19 protein-coding genes, 4 tRNA genes and 1 pseudogene are annotated in these 22,881 nt (G+C 40.9%); 9 read left to right on the top strand and 15 right to left on the bottom strand.

Annotated features, from left to right (window positions below; all coding sequences use genetic code 11):
• Positions 1–41: 41 nt before the first annotated feature.
• On the top strand, positions 42–467 hold the full coding sequence (locus B1202_RS06555) for a hypothetical protein (protein WP_078189763.1): 426 nt from the start codon (positions 42–44) through the stop codon (positions 465–467).
• A gap of 30 nt (positions 468–497) precedes the next feature.
• Here B1202_RS06555 and B1202_RS06550 read toward each other — a convergent pair whose 3' ends face one another.
• From B1202_RS06550 to B1202_RS06515, 8 genes are all read right to left on the bottom strand, one after another.
• Complete coding sequence (locus B1202_RS06550; protein WP_078189762.1) at positions 498–1,007, bottom strand: hypothetical protein; 510 nt, start codon at positions 1,005–1,007, stop codon at positions 498–500.
• A 111-nt stretch (positions 1,008–1,118) separates the two neighbouring features.
• On the bottom strand, positions 1,119–1,607 hold the full coding sequence (locus B1202_RS06545; protein WP_078189761.1) for a hypothetical protein: 489 nt from the start codon (positions 1,605–1,607) through the stop codon (positions 1,119–1,121).
• A gap of 261 nt (positions 1,608–1,868) precedes the next feature.
• Positions 1,869–2,516, bottom strand: coding sequence for a hypothetical protein (locus B1202_RS06540; RefSeq protein ID WP_078189760.1), 648 nt, complete (start codon positions 2,514–2,516; stop codon positions 1,869–1,871).
• 351 nt (positions 2,517–2,867) lie between these two features.
• Positions 2,868–3,257 (bottom strand): hypothetical protein, encoded by a 390-nt coding sequence (locus B1202_RS06535; protein ID WP_078189759.1) that lies wholly within the window; start codon positions 3,255–3,257, stop codon positions 2,868–2,870.
• A 388-nt stretch (positions 3,258–3,645) separates the two neighbouring features.
• The gene (locus B1202_RS06530) at positions 3,646–4,308 is read right to left on the bottom strand and encodes an EcsC family protein (RefSeq protein WP_078189758.1); all 663 of its coding nucleotides are present in this window, start codon (positions 4,306–4,308) and stop codon (positions 3,646–3,648) included.
• A 140-nt stretch (positions 4,309–4,448) separates the two neighbouring features.
• Positions 4,449–6,518, bottom strand: coding sequence for a glycine--tRNA ligase subunit beta (gene glyS / locus B1202_RS06525; RefSeq protein ID WP_078189757.1), 2,070 nt, complete (start codon positions 6,516–6,518; stop codon positions 4,449–4,451).
• Positions 6,518–7,501 (bottom strand): glycine--tRNA ligase subunit alpha, encoded by a 984-nt coding sequence (gene glyQ, locus B1202_RS06520; protein WP_067666981.1) that lies wholly within the window; start codon positions 7,499–7,501, stop codon positions 6,518–6,520. Before glyQ ends, glyS begins: the two co-directional genes overlap by 1 nt.
• Before the next feature lie 68 nt (positions 7,502–7,569).
• A complete protein-coding gene (locus tag B1202_RS06515) occupies positions 7,570–8,046 on the bottom strand; it encodes a hypothetical protein (RefSeq protein WP_078189756.1) in 477 nt (158 codons plus the stop codon).
• Positions 8,047–8,197: 151 nt separating this feature from the next.
• On the opposite strand from B1202_RS06515, the gene B1202_RS06510 reads away from it, so the two are divergent.
• Together B1202_RS06510 and B1202_RS06505 are read left to right on the top strand one after the other, a co-directional pair.
• Positions 8,198–8,989 carry a tetratricopeptide repeat protein gene (locus B1202_RS06510; protein ID WP_078189755.1) on the top strand — a complete coding sequence of 264 codons (792 nt, stop codon included), beginning with the start codon at positions 8,198–8,200 and terminating at the stop codon, positions 8,987–8,989.
• Positions 8,990–9,109: 120 nt separating this feature from the next.
• A complete protein-coding gene (locus B1202_RS06505; protein WP_283774105.1) occupies positions 9,110–10,222 on the top strand; it encodes an HPP family protein in 1,113 nt (370 codons plus the stop codon).
• A 118-nt stretch (positions 10,223–10,340) separates the two neighbouring features.
• On the opposite strand, the gene B1202_RS06500 is transcribed toward B1202_RS06505, so the two are convergent.
• Positions 10,341–10,598: a PspC domain-containing protein gene (locus B1202_RS06500; protein WP_078189754.1), complete on the bottom strand. Its 258-nt coding sequence runs from the start codon at positions 10,596–10,598 to the stop codon at positions 10,341–10,343.
• A gap of 302 nt (positions 10,599–10,900) precedes the next feature.
• Here B1202_RS06500 and B1202_RS06495 point away from each other — a divergent pair, with 302 nt between their 5' ends.
• Positions 10,901–11,554 carry a hypothetical protein gene (locus B1202_RS06495; protein WP_228145137.1) on the top strand — a complete coding sequence of 218 codons (654 nt, stop codon included), beginning with the start codon at positions 10,901–10,903 and terminating at the stop codon, positions 11,552–11,554.
• Positions 11,555–11,677: 123 nt separating this feature from the next.
• Here the strand turns inward: B1202_RS06495 and B1202_RS06490 are convergent.
• The 6 genes from B1202_RS06490 to B1202_RS06465 form a co-directional block, all read right to left on the bottom strand.
• A tRNA-Lys gene (locus tag B1202_RS06490) sits at positions 11,678–11,753 on the bottom strand.
• 262 nt (positions 11,754–12,015) lie between these two features.
• Positions 12,016–12,091: transfer RNA gene (locus tag B1202_RS06485), tRNA-Lys, on the bottom strand.
• A gap of 49 nt (positions 12,092–12,140) precedes the next feature.
• Positions 12,141–12,216, bottom strand: a tRNA-Lys gene (locus B1202_RS06480).
• Positions 12,217–12,237: 21 nt separating this feature from the next.
• Positions 12,238–12,313, bottom strand: a tRNA-Lys gene (locus tag B1202_RS06475).
• A gap of 140 nt (positions 12,314–12,453) precedes the next feature.
• Positions 12,454–14,295 (bottom strand): long-chain-acyl-CoA synthetase, encoded by a 1,842-nt coding sequence (locus B1202_RS06470; protein ID WP_078189753.1) that lies wholly within the window; start codon positions 14,293–14,295, stop codon positions 12,454–12,456.
• A gap of 185 nt (positions 14,296–14,480) precedes the next feature.
• A complete protein-coding gene (locus tag B1202_RS06465) occupies positions 14,481–17,909 on the bottom strand; it encodes an Rne/Rng family ribonuclease (protein ID WP_078189752.1) in 3,429 nt (1,142 codons plus the stop codon).
• Between the two features lie 394 nt (positions 17,910–18,303).
• Here B1202_RS06465 and B1202_RS16760 point away from each other — a divergent pair.
• The 5 genes and pseudogenes from B1202_RS16760 to B1202_RS06445 all read left to right on the top strand — a co-directional run bounded on the left by B1202_RS16760 (position 18,304) and on the right by B1202_RS06445 (position 22,880).
• Positions 18,304–18,612, top strand: a pseudogene (locus tag B1202_RS16760) (hypothetical protein).
• Positions 18,613–18,667: 55 nt separating this feature from the next.
• A complete protein-coding gene (locus B1202_RS06460) occupies positions 18,668–19,639 on the top strand; it encodes an RluA family pseudouridine synthase (protein WP_078189751.1) in 972 nt (323 codons plus the stop codon).
• Positions 19,640–19,790: 151 nt separating this feature from the next.
• Entirely contained in the window at positions 19,791–20,459 is a 669-nt protein-coding gene (locus B1202_RS06455) for an HAD-IA family hydrolase (RefSeq protein WP_078189750.1), read from the top strand.
• A gap of 690 nt (positions 20,460–21,149) precedes the next feature.
• On the top strand, positions 21,150–21,947 hold the full coding sequence (mhpD, locus tag B1202_RS06450) for a 2-keto-4-pentenoate hydratase (RefSeq protein ID WP_078189749.1): 798 nt from the start codon (positions 21,150–21,152) through the stop codon (positions 21,945–21,947).
• Positions 21,948–21,983: 36 nt separating this feature from the next.
• The gene (locus tag B1202_RS06445; RefSeq protein ID WP_078189748.1) at positions 21,984–22,880 is read left to right on the top strand and encodes an acetaldehyde dehydrogenase (acetylating); all 897 of its coding nucleotides are present in this window, start codon (positions 21,984–21,986) and stop codon (positions 22,878–22,880) included.
• The last annotated feature ends 1 nt before the right edge of the window (position 22,881 follow it).

Here is a 22,881-nt window from a genome sequence, read left to right as displayed (position 1 = left end):
ATATTATTTTTGAAAAAAGCTCCATATAAATAGGGATGTCTATGCAGGTCGATCTTGCCAATAAAAAAAGTTTAAGATTATTTTGCATGCTGATTCTCTTTACCGCATGCATCACTTGGGCATGGTACAGTTATGTACTAAATATCAGTGAAAATTATTTATTGCAGAACCCTGATTTTGAAGTTCATAAATTCATGCCGACCTTACAAGTTGTGCTGGTTTCGGTATTTTTTATTGCGCATTTCGTCTTAGCACTTATTGATTTTTTGAATCGCTATTGGTATTGGGGACTATGGCTTGTTGTGGTGCCTATTATTGTGGGGCAGGTCTATTTTTCTGTCTTTGGAGAGGTTGCTCATATTGATCATTTATCAGTCTGGGTTGACTATCCATTTTGCCTGTTGATGCTTATTCAAATCTGTACAGCATCGTTTGTACGTAGGCGATATCTCAAGCCTACTGCTTAATGCATTAATGCTTAATTTAATAGTTAAATTTCAGCATTTTTTTAAAAATTTAGCATTGAAATGATTTTTGATCCGCTCAAATTCAAGTTCAGTCTTGATACTGTTTGGCATCATGATTCGTAAATAACTTTTTTCGAGTTTAAAAGGCTCTTTGGTATTGGGTACAGGATTAAAGCCACCATTTGGGTAGATCAAATTTGTCTCATAGGCACGTAAAATCTGATCATTGTGAAAATAATAACTTGTTAGGGATTGATTGGATTCTCCAAAAAGATAAAGATTAATTTTGCATTGACCATCAAGTTGATACAACGTCGCTTCATTGCCTTCAGTCGATTTGTATTCTTCGTCATCTAGCATCTCTAAGGTTTGTAATAATTTACCTTCGGCGTCATGGTTATATTGGTATGAATCGTACAATTGGGGAAAAATAGTCTGCAACTGTGGATAACTTTTCAACAATTGTGGAAAACGTTGTAAGCCAATCACAGAGCCAACACAGAGCAGAATGCCAAGCAAGATACCAAATAAAATTCGCATTTTTTTCTCATTAATTCATTGTTTTTATAGGCATAGGCCAAAGACCAAAAGCATTCAATTTTGTTTTTAAAAAAGCCCAACCAAAGTTGAGCTTTTAAATGTGGTGTTAAATTATAAATCAGTCACTGGATACGTCGTAGACGTCGAACTCGATGGATAACTACTTTGTGGATATTGATTGTTATTTTGCCCCGCATTGTTGCTTGGAGCCGTATTAATCGTATTACCTGAAGACGGTTCACTCAACGACTGTTGGCTAATGGGCGCAGGTTGGCTGGTTTTGCCTGTGATATTTTCACGGGTTTGCTTCAATTTTTCATTGACGTTTTGGGTGGCTTGCTGTGCGCCCTGATCAACCTGTTGTACTGTATTTTGTGTAGCAGTTTTTGTATTGTCCCAAGCTTGGTCAACCGAAGGCTTAATTTTAGAAATCCCACGTTCAGTCATTTCGCCAATATTTTTAGCAGCACCGACCACGCCTTCTTGGGCTTTATAGGCCCAAACATGCAATAAATTTGGATTATCACCATAAGGGCTCACAGGCTTTTTCGCTTGTTGCTCAGTACTTTGCGCTGCTGTGTTATCTTGTGCCCAAAGCATGGGTGTCGTGAATATTAAGCTTAGGCATAACGTTGCTTTTAATGAAATCTTCACAGCTTCACCTCTGAATTTTATAGATTTTCTATCTGATGAATGGTTTTAACGCATTATAGGAAAAATTGCAGCGAAAAAAACTTGCCGTAGCAAAATCAATACAGCAAATGACAGCTTTGTACATGTTTGTATTTTGCATAAGGCAAAAAAAGGCCCACCGAAGGGTGAGCCTACTCTCTGGAGGAGAGGGTATGAAAGCCAGTTTACTTATTTGTGAGCGCCTAAGCTGGCTTCATGTGAGCTATGAATTTCAGCTTGTGCGACAGGCGTTTGCAACTGTACATTGCTACTGCCACTCACATTGGCTTCTTGACCTTTTTGGAAATTCGCTTTGGTTTGTTGCCATTTTTCACTGGCAAAATGGCGACCTTCCTGAGCTTTTTCACCTAAATAGCTCTTGGTTTGATCAACTTTGTTGTCGACATTGCTTTTACGTTCATCGAGTTTTGCTTTGTCTTTTGCAGCTTTTTCATCGAGCTGTGCTTTACGCTCATCAAGCTTGGCTTTGTTTTGCTCAGCTTTGGCATCGATCTTGGCTTTAGCTGTATCTGATTTTTCATCTTTAGACTGTTTTAGGTCAGCCCATTTATTTTTAGTATCTTGCTTTTTGTCTGCACTGAATTCTTTGGTGTCTTGCCATTTTTCTTGGGTGAATGTTTTGGTCTTATCGACGCCTTTTTCAATTTTGTCACCGGCTGTATGCGCAGACTGATTAATGTCTTGTTTTAGATTTTGCAGTACAGACGGTTGCTGTGTTTCAACTTTCGCATTGGCTTCTACTGCGGTGTTCGCAAATAGTGGAGTGGTTGCGAATAATGCTGCTGTGATCAGTGTTGTTTTAAATAAAGGTTTCATCTTTGCATTTGTCCTCTTTTATTGAACGCTGCTGTTGCACTCAGCATTTGCGCTTTTGGAGCAGAGGACATCTTAAGAGTAAAAAAAAGCAAAAAGTGGTTTTGTGCGATAAGTCACACAATGCAATAACAGCTCAGATACGCGGAAGTTTGAAGTGTGGAAACTTGGTTAAGTTGACGCAGTATTGTAATTTTATGAAAATACAGAGGCTTATATGTGTTTTGCGCGTTGCTGTGGTGTGGTTCTAGTTACGATCTTCATCATAAAAAATTATGGGTTTGAAGAATTATTGTTCAAGATTCAAGGAAAAATGAAACCATACCTCCATTTTGGAGATATGGTTTTTATTATTTATTCACATTGTGTAAGCGCATCTTTTGCAAAATGACCACGTAATGCAAGGAAGTTTTTCTGTACATCCGCTGCATTTAAATCAAAATTGTGCGCTGAACTTGTGCCGTCTTTAGCAAAGGTTGCTGTACCACCTGAAATGAGGGTTAAGCCTTTAAATGACCATTGTTCAACCGATTTTGCTTCTTCTAAATTGCCTGTAAATTCAATCACGCATTTATCTACAAATTTAGTTAGTTTTGCTTTGTTATCCGTAGTATCTGGGTAGACATCAATGTTTTGAACTTCTTGTAATACACCTGTTTCAAGTTGTGGAATTGTTGGTGCAGATGTACATGCAGAAAGTGTTAGACCCGCAAGACCAGTCAAAAGGAATGCTTTCAATTTCATAAGTTTCATTCTTGTTGAGTGTTGTTGGTTTGAGTATAGGGAATTGGGTGAAAATTGGCTATAGGCTTAAGGTTTCGGTCTAAGATATTCATGCCATTCGATTTTACGGATCGGTGGATTGATCTCATTTTGATGCTTTTTATTTGATGTAAAACCATGTGTTAATGGTGATCACTTCATAGCTAAAACATAATGCTAAATAGCGTGTTGAGCTTTTGGGTTTATTAAGAGCTTAATGAGTGTTTGAGAAAGATGCGCTATGAATCAAATATAGGGTGTGTTATGTATAGTTAGATTTTTTATAAAAGGTGGGTCTGAAGTCAGAAATATCCCTATATTCAATTTTTTGTAAATGGGTGTACAAAAATGAATACAGGGAGGTAAAAAGTTAGCTTACATCTCTCATATTTGAAGACCAAGTAGCATTAGGAGAAAATAGGTCACGTGCTGTATTACCTACTATATTAGTAGATATGCCATCAACAGTACCACCAATCAAACCACCAACCAAAGGAATTGCTTTGCCTAAGTTGATAGCTCCTTTTGTACCAAATTTTGTTAGTAGTCTGAACCCTACACGTTTGTTAATGTCAGTTATAACTTTACCAGATATATTTTGAATAATATTTTTAGTTAGTTTAGTCCCAATAATAATACCCACGTCTTTAAGCATATCTTTGATGGCATTCCCTGTAAGGCATGCATATACAAAAGTTTTGACTTGGTCATCCTTAATATCATAACCACACATATAGGCAATTGCTGCAGTCATACGAATTTGTACAAACATAACACTAGCAAAGTTTGCAGGTACAGCAATAGGCATTGTAGCCAAACCTCCAACGCCTGTAAGGAAGCCAGAAGTGGCTGATTTAGTGTTTTGCCATCTGATTAAGGAGTTAATTTGCTCCTCTAAGGAGCCTTTTTCCTTTAAGTAAGATTCAGCAAGATCTTGAGCTGAATCAATCCCCATTCCACCTTCTAAAACCTTATCGTAAGTCCAATCAAGAACTTCCAAAATTTTACGCTCAGTCAAACTTTTATCAGACATTTTTCCCCCTCGACTTTATTTGTATAAATTGGTTCTGGTAGTAATTTAAGTATTAGTTAAGATGATAATTTTAAAGTAATTTAACATTGATTGATATTAAAAAACCCGCTTTAAAGCGGGTTTTTAATTAATGCTTAAACTTAGTGTTGAAGCACCGAAATATCAGCCACTTTCGTGAACAAGTCACGAAGCTGTGCAAGCATACGTAAACGGTTCGCTTTTAGCTCGCTATCATCTGCCATCACCATCACACCGTCAAAGAACGCATCAACAGGCGCACGAAGTGCAGCAAGTGCAGACAACGCAGCAGTGTAATCTTTCGCAGCAAATAACGGCTCAACCACAGGTGTGATTTTCGCAAGTTCAGCGAACAATGCTTTTTCAGCATCTTCAACCAAGTTTGCTTCAACGACATTTCCTTCAGGAGCAGCTTCTTTTGCAAGAATGTTTGCAACACGTTTGTTTGCAGCAGCAAGCGCAGCAGCTTCGGGTAAGTCACGGAAATGATTTACCGCATTTACACGTTTATCAAAATCAAGTGGCGATTTTGGAGAAAGTGCTTGAACGGCTTGAATCACATCTACAGCCACGCCTTGGTCTTCGTATTTCGCACGGTAACGACCTTCAAGGAATGCAACAGCATCCGCTAAAGTTTTATCGTGATCTTTTAATACATCGCCATAAGCAGCAAGTGCAAGTTTGATTAGGTCTTCAATCGAAACGTCTAAATCATTTTCAGTCACAAGACGCAAGATACCAATTGCAGAACGACGTAATGCAAACGGGTCTTTAGAACCTGTAGGCGCCTGACCAATACCAAAAATACCTGTGAGCGTATCTAAACGGTCTGCAAGCGCAAGCGTTGTACCGGTCTTAGTTTTTGGTAAAACGTCACCTGCAAATTTAGGTAAGTATTGTTCACCTAAAGATTCAGCAACTTCATCATTTTCGCCTTCAATACGTGCGTAGTATGTACCCGCAATACCTTGAAGCTCAGGGAATTCACCCACAAGTTCAGAGGTTAAGTCGCATTTTGCAAGGAGCGCTGCTTTTTCAGCATCTGCTGGGTTTGCACCAGTGATTGCAGAAAGTGCAACAGCCAAAGTCGCGATACGTTCAGACTTATTCCATAGTGTGCCAAGTTCTGCTTGGAAGACCATGTTTGCAAGTTTCTCTTTACGAGATGCAAGCGGTTGCTTTTGATCTTGTAGGAAGAAGAATTCAGCATCTGACAAACGTGGACGAACAACTTTTTCATTACCTTCAATAATTTGAGAAGGATCTTTCGACTCAATGTTTGACACAGTAATGAAGTACGGTTGCAGTTTATTGTCGCTATTCACTAAGCAGAAGTACTTTTGGTTGTCCTGCATCGTCGTGATGAGTGCTTCTTGAGGCACTGCAAGGAAGCGTTCTTCAAAGCTTGCACGAAGCGCAACTGGCCATTCAACCAATGCTGTTACTTCGTCACGTAAGTCCGCAGGAACAATCGCAATGGCATTCACTTCATCAGCCAAAGCTTTCACTTGTTGGTCGATGATTGCTTGGCGCTCTTCAAAGTTTGCAATCACTTTTGCAGTACGAAGGGCATCAAGATAAGCATCGGCATTTGCAAGTGTGATTGCTTCAGGGGCATGGAAACGGTGACCATAAGTCACGTTGCCTGCTTGGTGATCCTGAATCGTTGCTTCAATCACATCACTGTCTTTCAACAACACAACCCATTTTACAGGACGTACAAACTCAGTACGGCTTGCAGCAGAACGCATGCGTTTTGCAATTGGCAAGTTGTCTAAAGCGGCTTGTAAAATTTGTGGAAGTAAAACATCAAGGCTTTGACCTTTTACATCTTTTAAGTAGCACACTTTTTCAACTTTACCTGCTTGGAAAGTTGATACTTGATCAACCGTAATGCCTTGACCGCGCATAAAGCCTTCAAGTGCTTTGGTCGGTTTGCCTTCGGCATCAAACGCTGCTTGTTTCGCAGGGCCATCAAAACGTTTTTGTGTGTCGGCTTGTGCAGCATCGACATTCACAATTTTAAGCGCAAGGCGGCGTGGTGCTGCATAAGCTTCGATTGAATCGAATGCTAGACCTGCGTCTTTTAAGCCTTTTACCGTTTCTGCATGTAGTGCATCACGTAATTTTTTTAAGCTTTTTGGTGGAAGTTCTTCGCAGCCTAACTCGAACAATACTGTATGTTTAGACATTATTTGCTCTCCTTAGATTCTACTTTTGCTTCCGCTTCAACTTGAGCTTTGAGTTGAGCAAGGACTTCGTCACGTAAAGCAGGTTCTGCCATCGGGAAGCCAAGCTTCGCACGCGCAGCGACATAGCTTTGGGCAATAGCACGAGCCAATGTACGTACACGTAAAATATAACGTTGACGTTCAGTTACTGAAATCGCGCCACGTGCATCAAGTAAGTTAAAGCTATGCGATGCTTTAATTACTTGTTCATAGGCAGGAAGTGGAAGTTCAGCTTCCATTAAACGAGTCGCTTCAGCTTCATAGAAGTCGAATAATTCAAACATTTTTTCTACGTTGGCATATTCAAAGTTGTAAGTCGATTGTTCAACTTCGTTTTGGTGGAATACGTCGCCGTAAGTCACTGTACCAAATTGACCTTTCGTCCAAACCAAATCGTAAACTGAGTCTACACCTTGGAGGTACATCGCTAGACGTTCTAGACCGTAAGTGATTTCACCTGTCACAGGGTAGCACTCAACACCACCGACTTGTTGGAAGTAAGTGAACTGAGTCACTTCCATACCATTTAACCAAACTTCCCAACCTAAGCCCCATGCGCCAAGTGTTGGAGATTCCCAGTTGTCTTCCACGAAACGAATGTCGTGAACAAGGGTATCAATACCAATGGCTTTCAATGAATCTAAGTACAACTGTTGGATGTTGTCTGGGTTTGGTTTCAACACCACTTGGAACTGGTAGTAGTGTTGTAGGCGGTTTGGGTTCTCACCATAACGGCCATCTTTTGGACGGCGAGATGGCTGAACATAAGCAGCGTTCCAAGTTTCAGGGCCTAAGGCACGTAGGAAAGTTGCAGTGTGGAATGTACCCGCACCCATTTCCATATCGTATGGTTGAAGAATTACACAGCCTTGTTCAGCCCAGTAGTTTTGTAAGGCAAGAATTAAGCCTTGGAAGGTATCAATATGCGATATGGCGCGACTCATGGTCATCCACTTAAAATTAGATAAAAATTGGCTCTAAGTATAAGGATTTTGCAGAGGAGTGGCAAAGGCTACTTGGTTCCTTTTAAAATTTTAATAGCGCTATTTATTTTTTTGAGTTTTAGCTTTGGTTGCAATGTTGAAAAACTCCAAAAAATAATGGAAAGAACAAAACTAACGATCGCTATGAATAAGGAAAATGCTGTGTCCCATACTGTTCGACCAACAGATTCGAAAATTGGAAATCCATAGTAGAAATTTTGAAAAGTTGTAATGAAAAAGTAGATCATGACTAGGGTTAGATGCGCACCTAACCATATAAAAGGAAAAATAAATAATTTTTTGGCTATAAGAATTTGGCAAATTTTAAGTAAAATTGGATACAAGATAACGTAATAAATTCCAGCAAAAGTTCCTACAATTTCTAAAACATCAAGCTTGAATGAACCATTAATTAAAAAATATCCAATGAAAAGTAGGATAGGAATAAGTGGTGATAAAATAAGTGCTTCTTTAGGTTTGAAATTAAAAGGTTTTTCTGTATTCATTATCTGTATTTTATATAATTTTTCGATTTAAACATTTTAAATTTTAAACAAGTGATTGTCTAGATAATGAATCTTATACATAATGAACCGTGTTTTGATGAAATATATGTAAATAAAATTTAAAAATTATTTGAAAAAAATCTATAAAATTATGAGCTTAAAAAAATATTACCTCCTACTTGGTGTCGTTTTTCTGATTTTTATCGGTTTTTCGAGTGTAAAAAATAACCTTAACTATCTAAAAGCTGCTTTTAAATACAAGACACAGGAACTTAAAGGCGATGATTTAAATCGCTATGCTGCTTTACTCTACTATAAAAATATCTATGAAGGCGTTAGAAATCGAGATGAGGATGAAAATGATCAGCCGACTGAACAAGACATAAAAATCGAAAAACTATTTGAAAAAGCATCTCAGCAAGGAAGTCCACTCGCCAAATTAAATTTAGCAAGACTTTATGCATATAAGCATGATCCAGAGCTATATCCTGAAATTTTTAGATTAGTAAAAGAGTCTGCCGAGTCAGGTAATGCTGATGCACAGTTTAAACTTGGAGAGTCCTATCATTCAGGATTAGGTACAGAAGTTGATTTTCAACAAGCTAAATATTGGTATGAAAAGGCGATTGCTCAAGGTAATCCAGCAGCAATGAACAATTTGGGTGTACTTTACCAAAGAGGATTAGGAGTTGAAAAAAATGGAAAAATCTCAACCGAATGGTACATTAAGTCAGGTAATTTAGGATATTCACAAGGTCTTGAGAATATGTTTCAAAATTATTATCACGGTTTAAATGGACTGCCTCAAGATGAGGAAGAGGCGATAAAATGGCGTGAAAAATGCTATTACAGAACGGATGAAATACCGATTCAACCTGTCTTTGGTCTCAAATTGGAAGAAGAAGAAACTTATTTAAATAAATGCAAAAATATTGTGGATTAGTAAGAGGGTAAAAGCTATGGGATATGAACGTTAAAATAGAATAACCTTAAAATTCCATCTGATGCTGATGAAATTTTAGGACTAAATCTCCTATAATTTCTCATCCTCAAAAAATCAGGCATGACCGTGTTTCACGCAAAATCAGCTTGGCTCAATACACTTAAACCCAACTTTAAAGTTCTGCCTTTAAAAGACCGCATCCTATGTGGGATAGGTGCTTTGCTGGGCTTGAGTATTTCATCGCTGATCAGTTGGCTGGCGCTAGGTGACTTAAATGCATGGTATATCGCCCCGATGGGCGCATCGTCTGTGCTGCTCTTTGCTGTACCTGCCAGCCCATTGGCACAGCCGTGGAATATGGTGGTTGGTAATAGTCTTGCGGCCTTGATAGGCGTGACGTGTGCGATGTTTATTCCTAATTTAACCGAAGCTTTTAGTATCGCGGTTGCATTAGCAATTATCTTAATGATGACCACAGACTCATTGCATCCACCAAGTGGGGCGGTGGCGATTACAGCGGTATTGGGCGGTGAGGCTGTCCATGATTTAGGCTATGCCTTTCTTTTCTATCCAGTCCTTTTAAATTCGGTACTGTTGATGGTGGTTGCTATCATTTATAACCGATTACTAGGCAAGCAGTATCCACAAAAACCACAAGTCAATACACGGACGACAGATCCAACACCGACACAAAAAGTGTCGATTCAGCCTGCAGATATTCAGCAAGTCTTAGAACAGCAAAGTCAGTTGCTGGATATCAGTGAATACGACTTACAAAAAATTATTTTAGAAGCACAGCAATTAGCCAGTCGTCGTGGCCTAAGCCAGTTTCATTGTCGTGACATCATGAGTCAGCAAGTGATTACCCTGCGTGCAGAAGATGATATTCAGTCAGCGTTGGAAAAGTTTAAACAAGTCAATTTGATGAGTTTGCCTGTGGTGAGTGATTTGGATCGCTTGGTGGGAAATTTGGCTTTATATGATGTGGTGGAATGGTTTAAACGGGCCGCAGACCCCAAAGCCAGTTGGGAAAATCACGTTTATCAAATTATGAATCCCAAAGTGGTGACCGTGCAGCCTGATCAACCGATTGAAGATTTGGTGCCATATTTTGTGGAAAGATCTTTTAATTATATTCCAGTCGTTGAGCAAAAACGGTTGGTGGGAATGATTAGCCGTGCCGATATGATTGCCGCCTTATATCAACAGTTAAATCAGCAAACAAAATCTTAAGCTTTAAACTTTGATTTAAATTCATCAGACTTAAATATGGCTTTGCCAATATGTAGGCAAAAAAAAGCTACGGAATCTTGGGGGAGAAACCGTAGCGACCAAACTGGGTCAAGGGATTTTAACGTCTGTCATCATTCACAGTACGAATCGGGTCTGAATAGCCATTGGTACGGAAAAAGTTATCTTGTGCTTTTGGCATGACTAACCATAAAACCAAGTACACCAAAATACCGGGAAAGGCTGCGCTTAAGCATGATACAAAGATAAAAATAATACGCAGTAAATTTGCGTTCCAACCAAAACGTTCAGCAATACCCCCCATCACACCAGCAATCATGTTAGAGCGGTTTGAGCGATATAAACCAACATTGGCCATTCAGGTCTCCTTCAAAAAATAGAATAAATTTGAATATTTCCAAATTCATATTATAGAAATGGTGACAAGCTTTACGATTTAAAGGGTGCAGAAAAAAAATTAAGTAAAGTTATGTAATTTGAAGAATTGGTTTGATTAGTTTGCCTTTAAAATAGCTTGAGTATTAATTAAATATCAACGATAACAATGAGATATGATTAACATATATCGCAAATATATGTATACAGCGTTGATTTTTTGATTACAATATTAAGTCAGCAAGAACTGAAAAAACCAATGAATGATTGGTCTTGGCATATTATATGAAAACATCGGCTTCACCTTTTTTGATGAAATTTGCATATCTTTCAGTGTTTGCAGGAGTGTTTAGCCTCTCTTTTATTGGCTGTAGTCCAACGCCTCAACCCGCAGCGGATAAGGGTGAAAGTTCGGCATCAACTGTCGCATCGGAAGTTCAAGCGAAGCAAGACCATGGGAAAAAATTAACCCAAGTAGCAGGGCAGGCGACATTACCGAATGACGATGAAATAAAGTCAGCTCCTGTTCCTGAGCATGCCAAAATTTTTATTGGACGTTTTCATGCCAAAGTAAAATGCGATGACAGTTTTATTCCATGCCCAGAAGGCGATGCGGAGTTCATCCTCAACTTATTACCAGATGGCACGGTACACCGCAGTATTATTCAAATTGGAAAAGTATTTGCTGAAAAAACCAATACGCCAGGCATTAATGTGAAATACCGTAAGGATACGTGGAGTGTCAATGAAGCACATACCGAGCTGGTGGTTCATCGAAAAGAAGGCGTGAATTTTTATTATCACGTGATTAATGAAAATAAAATCATTATGGATTTGGACAAAATTCGTCAAGGTGAAGTTGACCGAAATCAGGAATTATTTTCTAAAGGTTATCCTCAGCCTCAACATGCCTATACTTTGGTGAAAGACCCAAATTAAATGCTGCGAATGAAGTAAATAAAATTATGAATTGCGTTTGAGCGTCGGCGTGAAATTCGCAGACATTGGCTAATTGAATGTAACTAGCTTATAAAAAATTGAATTATTAATACGATATAGAATTGGTGGGTTGTGTGGGGTTCGAACCCACGACCAATAGATTAAGAGTCTACTGCTCTACCAACTGAGCTAACAACCCTGAGAAAATTTTAAAAGAACATTTTAAAATTTTAGCAAGATAAACGAAGCGCGTAGTTTTGAATACTAGGGAATATTTGTTATCTAAAATTTTTTAGGTCAAATACTTCATCTAGCAAGACAAGAATGATACTTCGCAACATCGCTATAGCAAAATTTCGAGAATGGCGAATCAAAACCAATAATGGTGATGGTTTGTCTTGGTCGGAACCTGCAGGTTTCTTTTTCTTCAACTGCCGGAAGAAAGAAGCCCTAAGAAAGAATGGTGGGTCGTCCGCGACTCGAACGCGGGACCAATAGATTAAAAGTCTACTGCTCTACCAACTGAGCTAACGACCCTTAGGGGGTATGCACAAGATTGTAATCTAAAACTGGCATTTTAGAAAGATGGTGGGTCGTCCGCGACTCGAACGCGGGACCAATAGATTAAAAGTCTACTGCTCTACCAACTGAGCTAACGACCCATCTTGTGGTATCGAAGGAAATGGTGGGTCGTCCGCGACTCGAACGCGGGACCAATAGATTAAAAGTCTACTGCTCTACCAACTGAGCTAACGACCCATTTCGCTTGATGGTGCGTATTGTAGCAAGATCTGCTTCAAGCGCAAGTAAAAAATCATAAACTTGCTTGTGTTTGATTATAAATACAACAATGTGGCTCATTTTGACGGGTGATTGTCGTCAAAATGAGCAAGTTTGATTTAGAAACGGTATTGATAGGCCTGAATATTGTTATAAATTTCAGGGGTCAAGTCACAATAAGCACTCGCGTTCGGCAGTAAAACCAAGATTCGCTCATCTGTTTGCTTGGGATCAAAAGCTTGTTCTTTCAGCTTATTTTTTTGGTATTTAAACGTACCTGTGGTTTCGACTTTTTTCTGTACACGTAAAAATACCGGTACAGCATACGCTGGTAAGCATTTTTTAAATTGTAGAACCATTTCACTACAATCTTGTTCGTTGAGTTCGGCACCATCGGTGAGCGTGATGGCAGCCATACCTGCACGTCCATTGGTATCTGGAATTTCTACGCCATAAACCACAGCTTCAGCAATTTTATCGTACTCACTCACCATGTTTTCAACTTCAGTGGTTGAGACGTTTTCACCTTTCCAGCGGAAAGTATCGCCTAGACGGTCGACAAATTGTGCATGTCGGAAGCCAATGTCACGGACCAAGTCGCCAGTGTTGAAGTATGAATCACCATGCTTGAACACATCTTTCATAATGACGGATTTGTTTTTTTCCGTATCGGTATAGCCATCGAAAGGTGAGCGACGGGTAATTTTACCGATGAGTAAGCCGACTTCGCCTTTTTTCACTTTAATGCAGCGACCTTTAGCATCATGTACAGCTTCATTTTTTTCTTTATCAAACTGAATAATCGCATAAGGCGTTGGTGAAAAACCAACAGTATTGTCGAAGTTAAACACATTACTAAAGCCGACATTGCCTTCACTTGAAGCATAAAGTTCAAGGACTTCTTCGACTCCAAAGCGTTCTTTAAACTTATCCCAAATGTTTGGTCGCATGCCGTTACCAATCATTTTTTTCACACGATGGCCTTTTTCAAGGTCTGAATGTGGAGCATCCATTAAATAGCGGCAAAGTTCGCCCACATAGCCAATGGCTGACGCATCAAATTTTTGTACATCTTTCCAAAACGATGAGGTTGAAAACTTGCGACGCAGGGCAAGGGTGGCGCTACCGGCAATCACCCCACACCAACAAACTACAGTGCCTGTAGCGTGATAGAGCGGCAAGGTCACATACATCACATCATCTTTGTTCAAATTGAGGACGTGACCATATGTTCCATAAGCCAAAGTCCAACGGCTGTTGGTGAAAATCACCGCTTTAGGTAAGCCTGTTGTCCCAGAGGTGTAGATATAAAATAGGCCGTCTTTGCCTTTTACACTTGCAGTGGTGGGTGTATTGAATTTTGGAAATTCATCAATCGCTTCTGCAAGGTTTAAGAAGCCTTTAGGTGCTTGACCAGCATCCACTCGAGTGGCCTGATCTGCGAACCAATGTAAACGATCTGCAGCCACACTGAGATCATTACGAATCTCTTCTACGGCTTGACGGCATTCTTCGCCCACAATCACCGCAATTGGGTTTACTAAGTTGATGCTGTGTGTCAGCACTTTGCCGACTTGTGAGGTGTTGACCAAAGCACTGGTGACGCCAATTTTGGCTAGTGCCACGATGGTTGCCACGAGTTCAGATCGGTTCTCGATCATCACTGCAATCACATCGCCTTTTTTTGCACCGAGTGCTAGGTAATAGTGACCAATTTGATTGGCCCATTCATTTAATTCGTTATAGGTATATTTTTGCTCTTCAAAATAAAGTGCATAACCTTTGGGATTACGCTTTACTGCTTTTTCAAATGCAATTCCTAAGCCTGCGGAAGTATTTGGGGTACGTAAATAGGCTTGCTTTAGACCACTCAACAGGTTGGGTACTTTGCTAATGAACGCGGGAATTTTTGCTGCAACATCAGCAATCCCAATAAGGTCGTGTTGTGTAGTTTGGCTCATGTGAATCCTATTTATTTTTCGTAATCCGATACGGTCTATTTCTTTGCAATGAAATTTGCAGCAAATTCTACAATTGTCTTTTAATCGTTTCGATCTAGTGCAATCAACCTAATTTGACAAAAGTATCAAAAAAAAACCAGTCACCGAAATGACTGGATTTTTTTATTCACCTGCAAAATAGCAAATTACTGCTCAGTTGCGGTGTTTGCTTTTTTCGGTGGACGACCGCGAGGACGACGAGGGCGTGCAGGTTTTTCACCTTCAGCGGCCGAGTTTTCGTCTACAGGAACCTCAACTTTCTTTTCCGATTCAACGGCTTGAGCTTTTTCTTCTACTGGTTTAGTAGGAGCTTTAGACACTTCTTCCGTCTTTTCAGGCTGCGCACTCACATCGAGTTCGGCTTGAACGGGTGTCGGTACTTCAGTTTGAGGCGGTTCAGATGTTTCAGTTTGAACTGCAACGTCGGATACATTGGCTTCAACTGTAGCAGCTTCAGCTTCTGCAACTACAGGCGCCTCAACAGCAGTGTCTGCGACAGGAGTAGCTTCCACTTCAGCATGTGCTTTTGCTTGGTCTTGTTTCGCTTGTTCAGCGGCAAGTTTAGCAAGGCGACGACGCTCACGTGGGTCATTAGCAACACGTTTATCTGATACAGGTTTTGGTGGCGTTAAATCCAACATTGGCGCTGGTTCAGCTTCAGGTGCAGCTTTTGCAACTTGAACATCACGAGTAACAGGCTTTTTCTCTACAGCTGTTTCAGCTGCAGGTGCAGTCAAAGTTGCGGCATATTCTTCCGTGAATTTTTGCAATGCACGGTTGAATGTTGGAATTAAGCCAAATTGCTCAATCAGTACAGAGCAGTCTTCACCGTATACATGCTTAATCAAGCTGCTTACAGTGTATTGACCTAGTGTCGGCACTTGAGATGGCGCAATTTTCGGAGCCTGTGCTTGTTGAGCACGAGCTGCACGCTGTTCACGGCGGCGTTGACGTGGGTCATTGCTTGCACGAGACGGTTTTTGCTGCGCATGCTGTGGTTTATGCACAGCATCTTTTGTTTCAGTCGCAGGTTTTTCCACTTTTGCTGCTTCAACGACAGCGGCCTTTTCGACCACTGGGGTTTCTACAGGTTTTTCAACTGCTGGAGCAGTATTCAGCGCTACGATTTCGCTTTGAGCTTGATCAACATTCACCACAAGTGCTGTTGGCATCACGTCTTGACGTGGTGCATCAACAACTTCAACTTTAGGTTGACGTTGATTGCGATTTTCAGGTTGTTGCTCAGTTGCAACTTCCTGAGCAATCGCTTGCTCGTTCAATACGCTTTGATCGCGGTGGCGATTTGGGCGATTTGGACGTTGTTGGTTGTTGCGGTCACGACGTGGAACAGACTGCGGTTGTTCATTGTTTTGAACATCTTGCTGTACTTGTTCGTTGTTGTGTTGACGACGTGAGTTACGACGGTTTTCACGTTGGTCTTGACGGTTGTCTTGGCGCGGTTCTTGACGTTCAGAACGTTGCTCTTGGCGTTCGTTTTGACGTGCTTCGTTATTACGCTGTTCTTGACGGTCTTGACGTGAAGGTTGTAACACTTCTTCATGAACTTGATGCGGTTGAGCTTCTTGTTCACGTGGTTCTTTATGCTTAGTACGCTTTTTGTTGTGACGTTTTTCTTCACGGTCAGCTTTTTCTGAATGGCTGTCACGTTCTTGTTTGTGCACAACAGAAGAAGGCGCAAGGTAAGCATTATTGTCTGCGACAACAGCAGGCGCTGCCGATGCAGGGGTAATTTGACCAAACTGGCCACGGCTTGCAGCACCGCCATTTACCATTTGTTCAATTGCAGCAGCGGCATTGTTTGCAGTACGCGACTGGTCAACGGTTGCAGCTTGTTTTTGAACAAATAAGTTTTCTAACCATGCACATGGACTAGATGATGCAGCAGGAGCGGCAACTTGTGCAGGTGCTTGTTGAGCAGCAACGGGTTGTTGCTTATTCTTTTTGTGGCCTTTTTCTTGTTGTTGTACAGGTGCTTGTTGCTGAGCAGCAGCGGCCTGTTCTTCACCTAAATGCCACTCAGATGCTTCGTAACCTAATTCTTTTTCGCTAGAACGTGTTGCTTCAGTACGTTCATAGCTTGTCGGTGCAAAGCCTTCAGGATTATACGAAATTTCGTAATGTGGTGTTTCTAGGTGAGGGTGTGGAAGTACAGTCACACGTACATTTGAAGTTTGCTCAAGATATACAAGGCTGTGACGCTTTTCATTCAATAAGAATGCAGCAATTTCAACAGGCACTTCAACTTGAACTTCACCATGACGTTCGCGTAGCGCAATTTCTTCCACTTTACGCATAATTGAAAGTGATAAAGAGCGTAGGTCACGTACCATACCTGTACCATGACAGCGTGGGCACACATAACCTGTGGCTTCTTCAAGCGATGGACGTAAGCGTTGACGGCTCATTTCCATCAAACCAAAGCGTGACAATTGACCGAATTGGATACGCGCACGGTCGCTTTGTGTTGCTTCACGAAGTTTAGCTTCAACCATACGTTGGTTACGGTCTTTGGTCATGTCGATGAAATCGATCACTACCAAACCACCGATATCACGTAAACGTAATTGGCGAGCAATTTCTTCAGCAGCTTCAAGGTTGGTATTCAGCGCTGTATCTTCTACATCGCTACCACGTGTTGATTTTGCAGAGTTAATATCAATGGAAACCAATGCTTCAGTTTGGTCAATCACAATTGAACCGCCAGAAGGAAGTTTTACTTCACGTTCATAGGCCGTTTGGATTTGACTTTCGATACCAAAATGAGCAAATAACGGTTCATTTAACGTATAAGTTTTTAACTTGTCGATTTGACGTGGCATCACCGCTTTAACAAAGTTATAGGCTTCGTTATACGCTTGCTCAGAGTCAATTAAAATTTCAGCAACATCATCACGTAAATAGTCACGAATCGCACGTGTAACCACACCGGCTTCTTGGTGAACCAACATTGGTGATGGACCTGAACTTGATGTGCTTTGGATTTGTGCCCAAAGGTCCAGCAAGTGTTGAAGGTCAAGTTGCAGTTCTTCTTGAGAACGACCAATACCAGCTGTACGTACAATCACGCTCATGCCACGAGGGACATTTAAAGACGCCAACATTTCTTTCAATTCTTCACGAACTGAACCTGAAATTTGACGGCTAATACCGCCACCTTTCGGGTTGTTTGGCATCAAGACCAAATAACGACCAGCAAGTGAGATAAATGTAGAAAGGGCAGCACCTTTATTACCACGTTCTTCTTTTTCCACTTGAACCAAAAGCTCAGTGCCTTCAGTGATCAATTCGCGGATGTTTGAAGTTTGGCGAGGATCTGCTTTGTAATAAGAATTAGCAATTTCGCGCATCGACAAGAAACCTTGACGACCTGCACCGTATTCAACAAATACAGCTTCTAAAGACGGCTCTACGCGAGTCACATGACCTTTATAGATATTCGATTTTTTTTGTTCACGGGTACGATTCTCTAAGTCAAAATCGTAAAGACGCTGACCAGTGACAAGTGCAACGCGAATTTCTTCGGCATGTGTTGCATTAATCAACATACGTTTCATGGGTGTAACACCTAATAGTGATACACAGAAGAACATCGCCTGACTCGTAGCGAGCATCAGATAGCATGGATCAAGTTACACAGATCGAAAAACATCCTCTGTGCATGTGTACCGACCTTCTTTGGGTGGGCAACGGTTTTTGATTCACGTATTGATGATGGCAATACGGCTTCAATCTTTTAAACGATTAAAGTCACCTGAACGCGTTTCACTGGCGGACAAACGGTGCATTGGATGTGAGTAACTTTCACTGTCACATTGCTCGAAGAGCATCCATTCATATCTGATAGAGCGTCTTGATACGGAATTATCATCGTACCTTTACAAACTGTGCAGATCCAATGCATCAAACGTTGTGGCCTGAACACGATTTCCAGGGAGCGACTGGTCTGATGTGTATCAGTTTACGTTTAAAAACCAACCTTGGTTGGCACATATTTTTTTGGGGCAAACTGTTTTATGTGCCTACGGCACAATTAAACGCAACAGTTTGCAGTTTTGCCGATATAATAAGCCTTCGGCGTCGGCATAATTCTTTTGGGACCTTTCCGAGCTAAATGAGTAATTGCTTGAAAGTTCAATGACAGTAAATACTGAAATGAATCAACTTTTACTCAGTTACGGTGGTTTCCGTGCGCTGACTATATCAAACCTTGCATCATCTGCCTATGGGCTAAGCTTATGTTTCTTGCGAAAAGTATAGCTTAAATGATCATTTTTTAATCAATTTTAGTATTTTTTTAGGTCACAGTAACTGTATGAATTCTACGCAAGAATGGCAAAGCGTCACCTGGTTTGAAGTGGACGAGCATCAGGCGGGTCAACGTATTGATAATTTCCTGTTTAGTCGTCTGAAAGGTGTGCCTAAAAGTCGCATTTATCGTCTGATTCGTGAAAGCCAAGTCCGCGTCAATAAAAAACGTGTCAAAGCAGAAACCAAACTCAATATTGGTGACCAAGTTCGAGTTGCTCCAATTCGTTATGAGCAAAAAGATGAGTCTGCGGTTCCCGTATCGGACAAAGTCGCGCAAAGCTTACTGAGTCGTGTGGTGTACGAAGATGAAGGCTTAATGGTAGTGAATAAACCTTCGGGTATTGCTGTTCACGGCGGTAGTGGTGTGGCGTATGGCTTGATCGAAGGTTTACGTGCCGCAACAGGGAAGAAATACCTAGAGCTGATTCACCGAATTGACCGCGACACTTCTGGTTTGGTGATGATTTCGAAAAAACGTAGCGTGTTAAAAAGCTTACAAGACATGCTACGCGAACACAAAATCCAAAAAACCTATGCTGCTGTGGTGAAAGGCGTGGTGAGTTTGGATAAGCAACTGATTGATCAGCCTTTGCATCGTTATGAATTGGCGAATGGCGAGCGTCGTGTACGTGTATCACCTAAAGAAGGTAAAGAGTCGAAGACGCTGTGGAACGTGAAAGAACGTTTTATGCATGCCACATTGGTGTATGCGTCGCCACTTTCGGGTCGTACGCATCAGATCCGTGTGCATGGTTTAAGTATTGGTCATCCATTGGTGGGTGATGAAAAATATGGTCATGAAACTGAATACCGTGGTCCAAAGCCACGTCGTTTATGTCTGCATGCCATGCGTTTAGAAATTCCAGGTTACCAAACCATAGAAGCGCCATTGCCAGAAGATATGCAAAGCCTTGTGGCGCAGCTACGCGCGCAAAAAGCCGACAAAGTGGTGAAGTCTTCGGAAGATGACGAGTAAGTTTTAAATATTAGACTTCTCTCTCTGAGCAGGACTGCTTCGCAAGTTTTCTTTCTCCCTCTCCATTAAGGAGAGGGCCGGGGTGAGGTAAATAAATTGATGCACTCCAGAATCTGAATTACCAAACACTGAATCAAATCTAGGAAAACGTATGAACTCAGCTGTAAAACTAGTCATTTTCGATTGGGATGGCACTTTATTTGATTCTGTGGGTCAAATTGTGGCGAGTTTAAAATTTGCAGCAGATCAATATTCACAGCCACTGACCGATGCTGATGCGAAAAGTATTATTGGTTTAGGTCTGCCGGAAGTCGCACAGCGTTTATTTCCGACGGTTCCTGAATTGCACAGCGAAATTTTGCAAAGCTATGCCGATCACTATGTGGCCCATTCCAAAGGGGATATGTGGTTTGAAGGTGTCGCTGACATGTTGCAGGAATTACGCGATGCCGGTCTACAATTGGCTGTTGCAACAGGAAAAAGCCGTAAAGGGCTAGACCGTGTCTTGGCTCAAACCCAAAGTCATGAGTTGTTTCGTGCGACTCGTGCAGCCAGTGAAACCAAATCTAAGCCAGATCCGTTGATGTTGGCAGAAATTTTGGCGGAAACAGGGCTACGTGCCGATCAAGCCATTATGGTCGGTGATACGTCGTATGACTTGGAAATGGCACTGAATATTCAGATGCCGCGTGTAGGCGTGAGCTATGGGGTGCATACGGTAGAAACGCTGCAGCATTTTCAGCCCTTACATATTGCACATACAGTTAATGATTTGACGGAATTTCTGCTGGAACACGTGAAATTGCGTCTCGCTGTTTAGTTGCAAATACAAACGAGTAAAAAGGTGAAACTGGTTTTCACCTTTTTTATTGCTAAAGAAATGGCAACGCATCCTCTGTATTTTTTGAAATGTATTGAGCTGAATTATCTTAAAAAACTGATAACACTAGATTTTTTAACAATAACAAGCAGACCTTAAGCGGACACAGCTCTGTCGTTTGGCGCGGCTATTAGTTGTTTTATTACAAGCTAGGATCGTTTTTCACTTGGATGATTGATTTTATCTTGTTGTTATTTATTGGATTATTTTAAAAATAAAAAATTATAAAACTAAATTGTATAAAATTGAACACTATTGTATAAATTATAGCCTGACGCTAAAATAATCTTTCAATCTTATCTTTTAGTCGTATAAGCCAAGTTTTTTGGTCGAGATTCAGATTTAAGGACGAAAAAAATCGTGAATTCTATTTATTTATTTTGATTTAAGTTTTTGATTATTAATAATAAATAGTGATTAATTTATAGCTAATAGCTATAGTCATAAATAAAATAAGTATTGGTATTCACTTTCTAAAATCTCGATGCTAAATGCATCTAAACATAACGTGTAGCGTGTCGAGTGAAATGCGTTAAGCGAATCCTGGCATGACTTTCATCACTTTGATTTTGATGGTGATCGGGATGAAACACGTTGTGCATCCAATTTTTGCAGTTTAAGGAAACATTGATGTCGAATTCTGCTGTTGTTGAATCAGTTGCGCAAGCATTACGCGATGCGGAAGTAAATCAGGCTGCGATTGCACCGATCCGTCCACAACTTGGTGGTGAAAGTGCTGATGTAGATATTGCTTATGCCGTTCAAGAAGTGAATACCAAACGTGCGGTGGCAGAAGGTCGTCGCCTTGTAGGTCGTAAAATTGGCTTAACTTCAAAAGTTGTACAAGCGCAGTTAGGCGTTGATCAACCTGACTTCGGTATGTTGTTTGCTGACATGGCGTATGGCGATGGTGAAGAAATCCCTGCTGGTTTATTGATTCAGCCAAAAGTTGAAGCAGAAATTGCTTTGGTGATTAACCAAGACTTGACCAAAGAAAAACACACTTATGCAGACATTATTAGTGCAACAGAATATGCACTGCCTGCCATTGAAGTGGTCGATAGCCGTATCGAAAACTGGAAAATCTCGTTGATTGATACTGTGGCAGATAACGCATCTTCAGCAGGTTTTGTACTGGGTTCTAAGCCTGTAAAACTTGCAGATCTTGACCTTGTAAATTGCAAAATGGTCATGACTCGTGGTGAAGAAGTGGTTTCACAAGGTGTGGGTAAAGCATGTCTTTCTAACCCATTAAATGCAGCAGTATGGTTGGCTGACGAAATGGTTCGTCGAGGTCGTCCATTGCTTGCAGGTGACATCGTATTGACCGGTGCTTTAGGCCCAATGGTTGTGGCAAATCCTGGTGATGAATTCAAAGTTGAAATTGAAGGCTTTGGTTCTGTGACTGCAGCATTTGCAGCGAAATAAGCTTGGGTTTTACGGAATTTTTAAGAGTACACATTCATGAAAAAGATTAAATGTGCATTGATCGGTCCAGGGAACATTGGTACTGACTTGCTTTACAAACTTCAACGCAGCGAATTTTTAGAACCAGTTTGGATGGTTGGTATTGACCCGACGTCTGAAGGTTTGGCTCGCGCTGCTAAAATGGGTTTGAAAACCACTGCTGAAGGCGTAGATGGTTTACTTCCACACGTGCTTGAAGACGAAATCAAAATCGCATTTGATGCAACTTCTGCCTATGTTCATGCTGAAAACAGCCGCAAATTAAATGAACTTGGCGTGTTAATGATTGACTTAACACCTGCTGCAATCGGTCCATTCTGCGTACCACCAGTAAACTTAGAAGCGTTATTGGATGCAGGTGAAGTTCCGAACGTCAACATGGTGACATGTGGTGGTCAGGCAACGATTCCTATGGTTGCTGCGATTTCACGAGTTCAGCCTGTTGAATATGGCGAGATCATTGCAACAGTTTCAACAAAATCTGTGGGTCCAGGTACACGTAAAAACATTGATGAATTTACTCGTACAACTGCCGGTGCTATTGAAAAAGTGGGCGGTGCGAAACAAGGTAAAGCGATCATCATCATTAACCCTGCTGAGCCACCACTGATGATGCGTGATACTGTTCACTGTCTTGTGGAAGGTGAGCCGGATCAAGCAGCAATCACAGCATCTGTGCATGCGATGATTCTTGAAGTTCAAAAATATGTACCAGGTTACAAACTTGTAAATGGTCCTGTATTTGACGGTAACCGTGTTTCAATCTTCTTAGAAGTTGAAGGTTTAGGTGATTATCTTCCTAAATATGCAGGTAACCTCGACATTATGACTGCGGCAGCTGCACGTACTGCAGAAATGTTTGCAGAACGCGTTTTATCCACTGTTGAAGCTTAAG

It is taken from the genome of Acinetobacter amyesii (genome assembly GCF_002018365.1).
In the GTDB taxonomy this organism is placed as follows: Bacteria; Pseudomonadota; Gammaproteobacteria; order Pseudomonadales; family Moraxellaceae; genus Acinetobacter; species Acinetobacter amyesii.
Note: the sequence above shows the minus strand (reverse complement) of the source record. Positions and strands in the feature narration are given on the sequence as shown.

What these genes read in the sequence shown, in the direction of transcription:
- B1202_RS06555 (WP_078189763.1), top strand. Translation starts at nt 42, where the DNA reads ATGCAGGTCGATCTTGCCAATAAAAAAAGTTTAAGATTATTTTGCATG.
- B1202_RS06550 (WP_078189762.1), bottom strand. Translation starts at nt 1,007, where the DNA reads ATGCGAATTTTATTTGGTATCTTGCTTGGCATTCTGCTCTGTGTTGGC.
- B1202_RS06545 (WP_078189761.1), bottom strand. Translation starts at nt 1,607, where the DNA reads ATGCTTTGGGCACAAGATAACACAGCAGCGCAAAGTACTGAGCAACAA.
- B1202_RS06540 (WP_078189760.1), bottom strand. Translation starts at nt 2,516, where the DNA reads ATGAAACCTTTATTTAAAACAACACTGATCACAGCAGCATTATTCGCA.
- B1202_RS06535 (WP_078189759.1), bottom strand. Translation starts at nt 3,257, where the DNA reads ATGAAATTGAAAGCATTCCTTTTGACTGGTCTTGCGGGTCTAACACTT.
- B1202_RS06530 (WP_078189758.1), bottom strand. Translation starts at nt 4,308, where the DNA reads ATGTCTGATAAAAGTTTGACTGAGCGTAAAATTTTGGAAGTTCTTGAT.
- glyS (WP_078189757.1), bottom strand. Translation starts at nt 6,518, where the DNA reads ATGTCTAAACATACAGTATTGTTCGAGTTAGGCTGCGAAGAACTTCCA.
- glyQ (WP_067666981.1), bottom strand. Translation starts at nt 7,501, where the DNA reads ATGAGTCGCGCCATATCGCATATTGATACCTTCCAAGGCTTAATTCTT.
- B1202_RS06515 (WP_078189756.1), bottom strand. Translation starts at nt 8,046, where the DNA reads ATGAATACAGAAAAACCTTTTAATTTCAAACCTAAAGAAGCACTTATT.
- B1202_RS06510 (WP_078189755.1), top strand. Translation starts at nt 8,198, where the DNA reads ATGAGCTTAAAAAAATATTACCTCCTACTTGGTGTCGTTTTTCTGATT.
- B1202_RS06505 (WP_283774105.1), top strand. Translation starts at nt 9,110, where the DNA reads ATGACCGTGTTTCACGCAAAATCAGCTTGGCTCAATACACTTAAACCC.
- B1202_RS06500 (WP_078189754.1), bottom strand. Translation starts at nt 10,598, where the DNA reads ATGGCCAATGTTGGTTTATATCGCTCAAACCGCTCTAACATGATTGCT.
- B1202_RS06495 (WP_228145137.1), top strand. Translation starts at nt 10,901, where the DNA reads ATGAAAACATCGGCTTCACCTTTTTTGATGAAATTTGCATATCTTTCA.
- B1202_RS06470 (WP_078189753.1), bottom strand. Translation starts at nt 14,295, where the DNA reads ATGAGCCAAACTACACAACACGACCTTATTGGGATTGCTGATGTTGCA.
- B1202_RS06465 (WP_078189752.1), bottom strand. Translation starts at nt 17,909, where the DNA reads ATGAAACGTATGTTGATTAATGCAACACATGCCGAAGAAATTCGCGTT.
- B1202_RS06460 (WP_078189751.1), top strand. Translation starts at nt 18,668, where the DNA reads ATGAATTCTACGCAAGAATGGCAAAGCGTCACCTGGTTTGAAGTGGAC.
- B1202_RS06455 (WP_078189750.1), top strand. Translation starts at nt 19,791, where the DNA reads ATGAACTCAGCTGTAAAACTAGTCATTTTCGATTGGGATGGCACTTTA.
- mhpD (WP_078189749.1), top strand. Translation starts at nt 21,150, where the DNA reads ATGTCGAATTCTGCTGTTGTTGAATCAGTTGCGCAAGCATTACGCGAT.
- B1202_RS06445 (WP_078189748.1), top strand. Translation starts at nt 21,984, where the DNA reads ATGAAAAAGATTAAATGTGCATTGATCGGTCCAGGGAACATTGGTACT.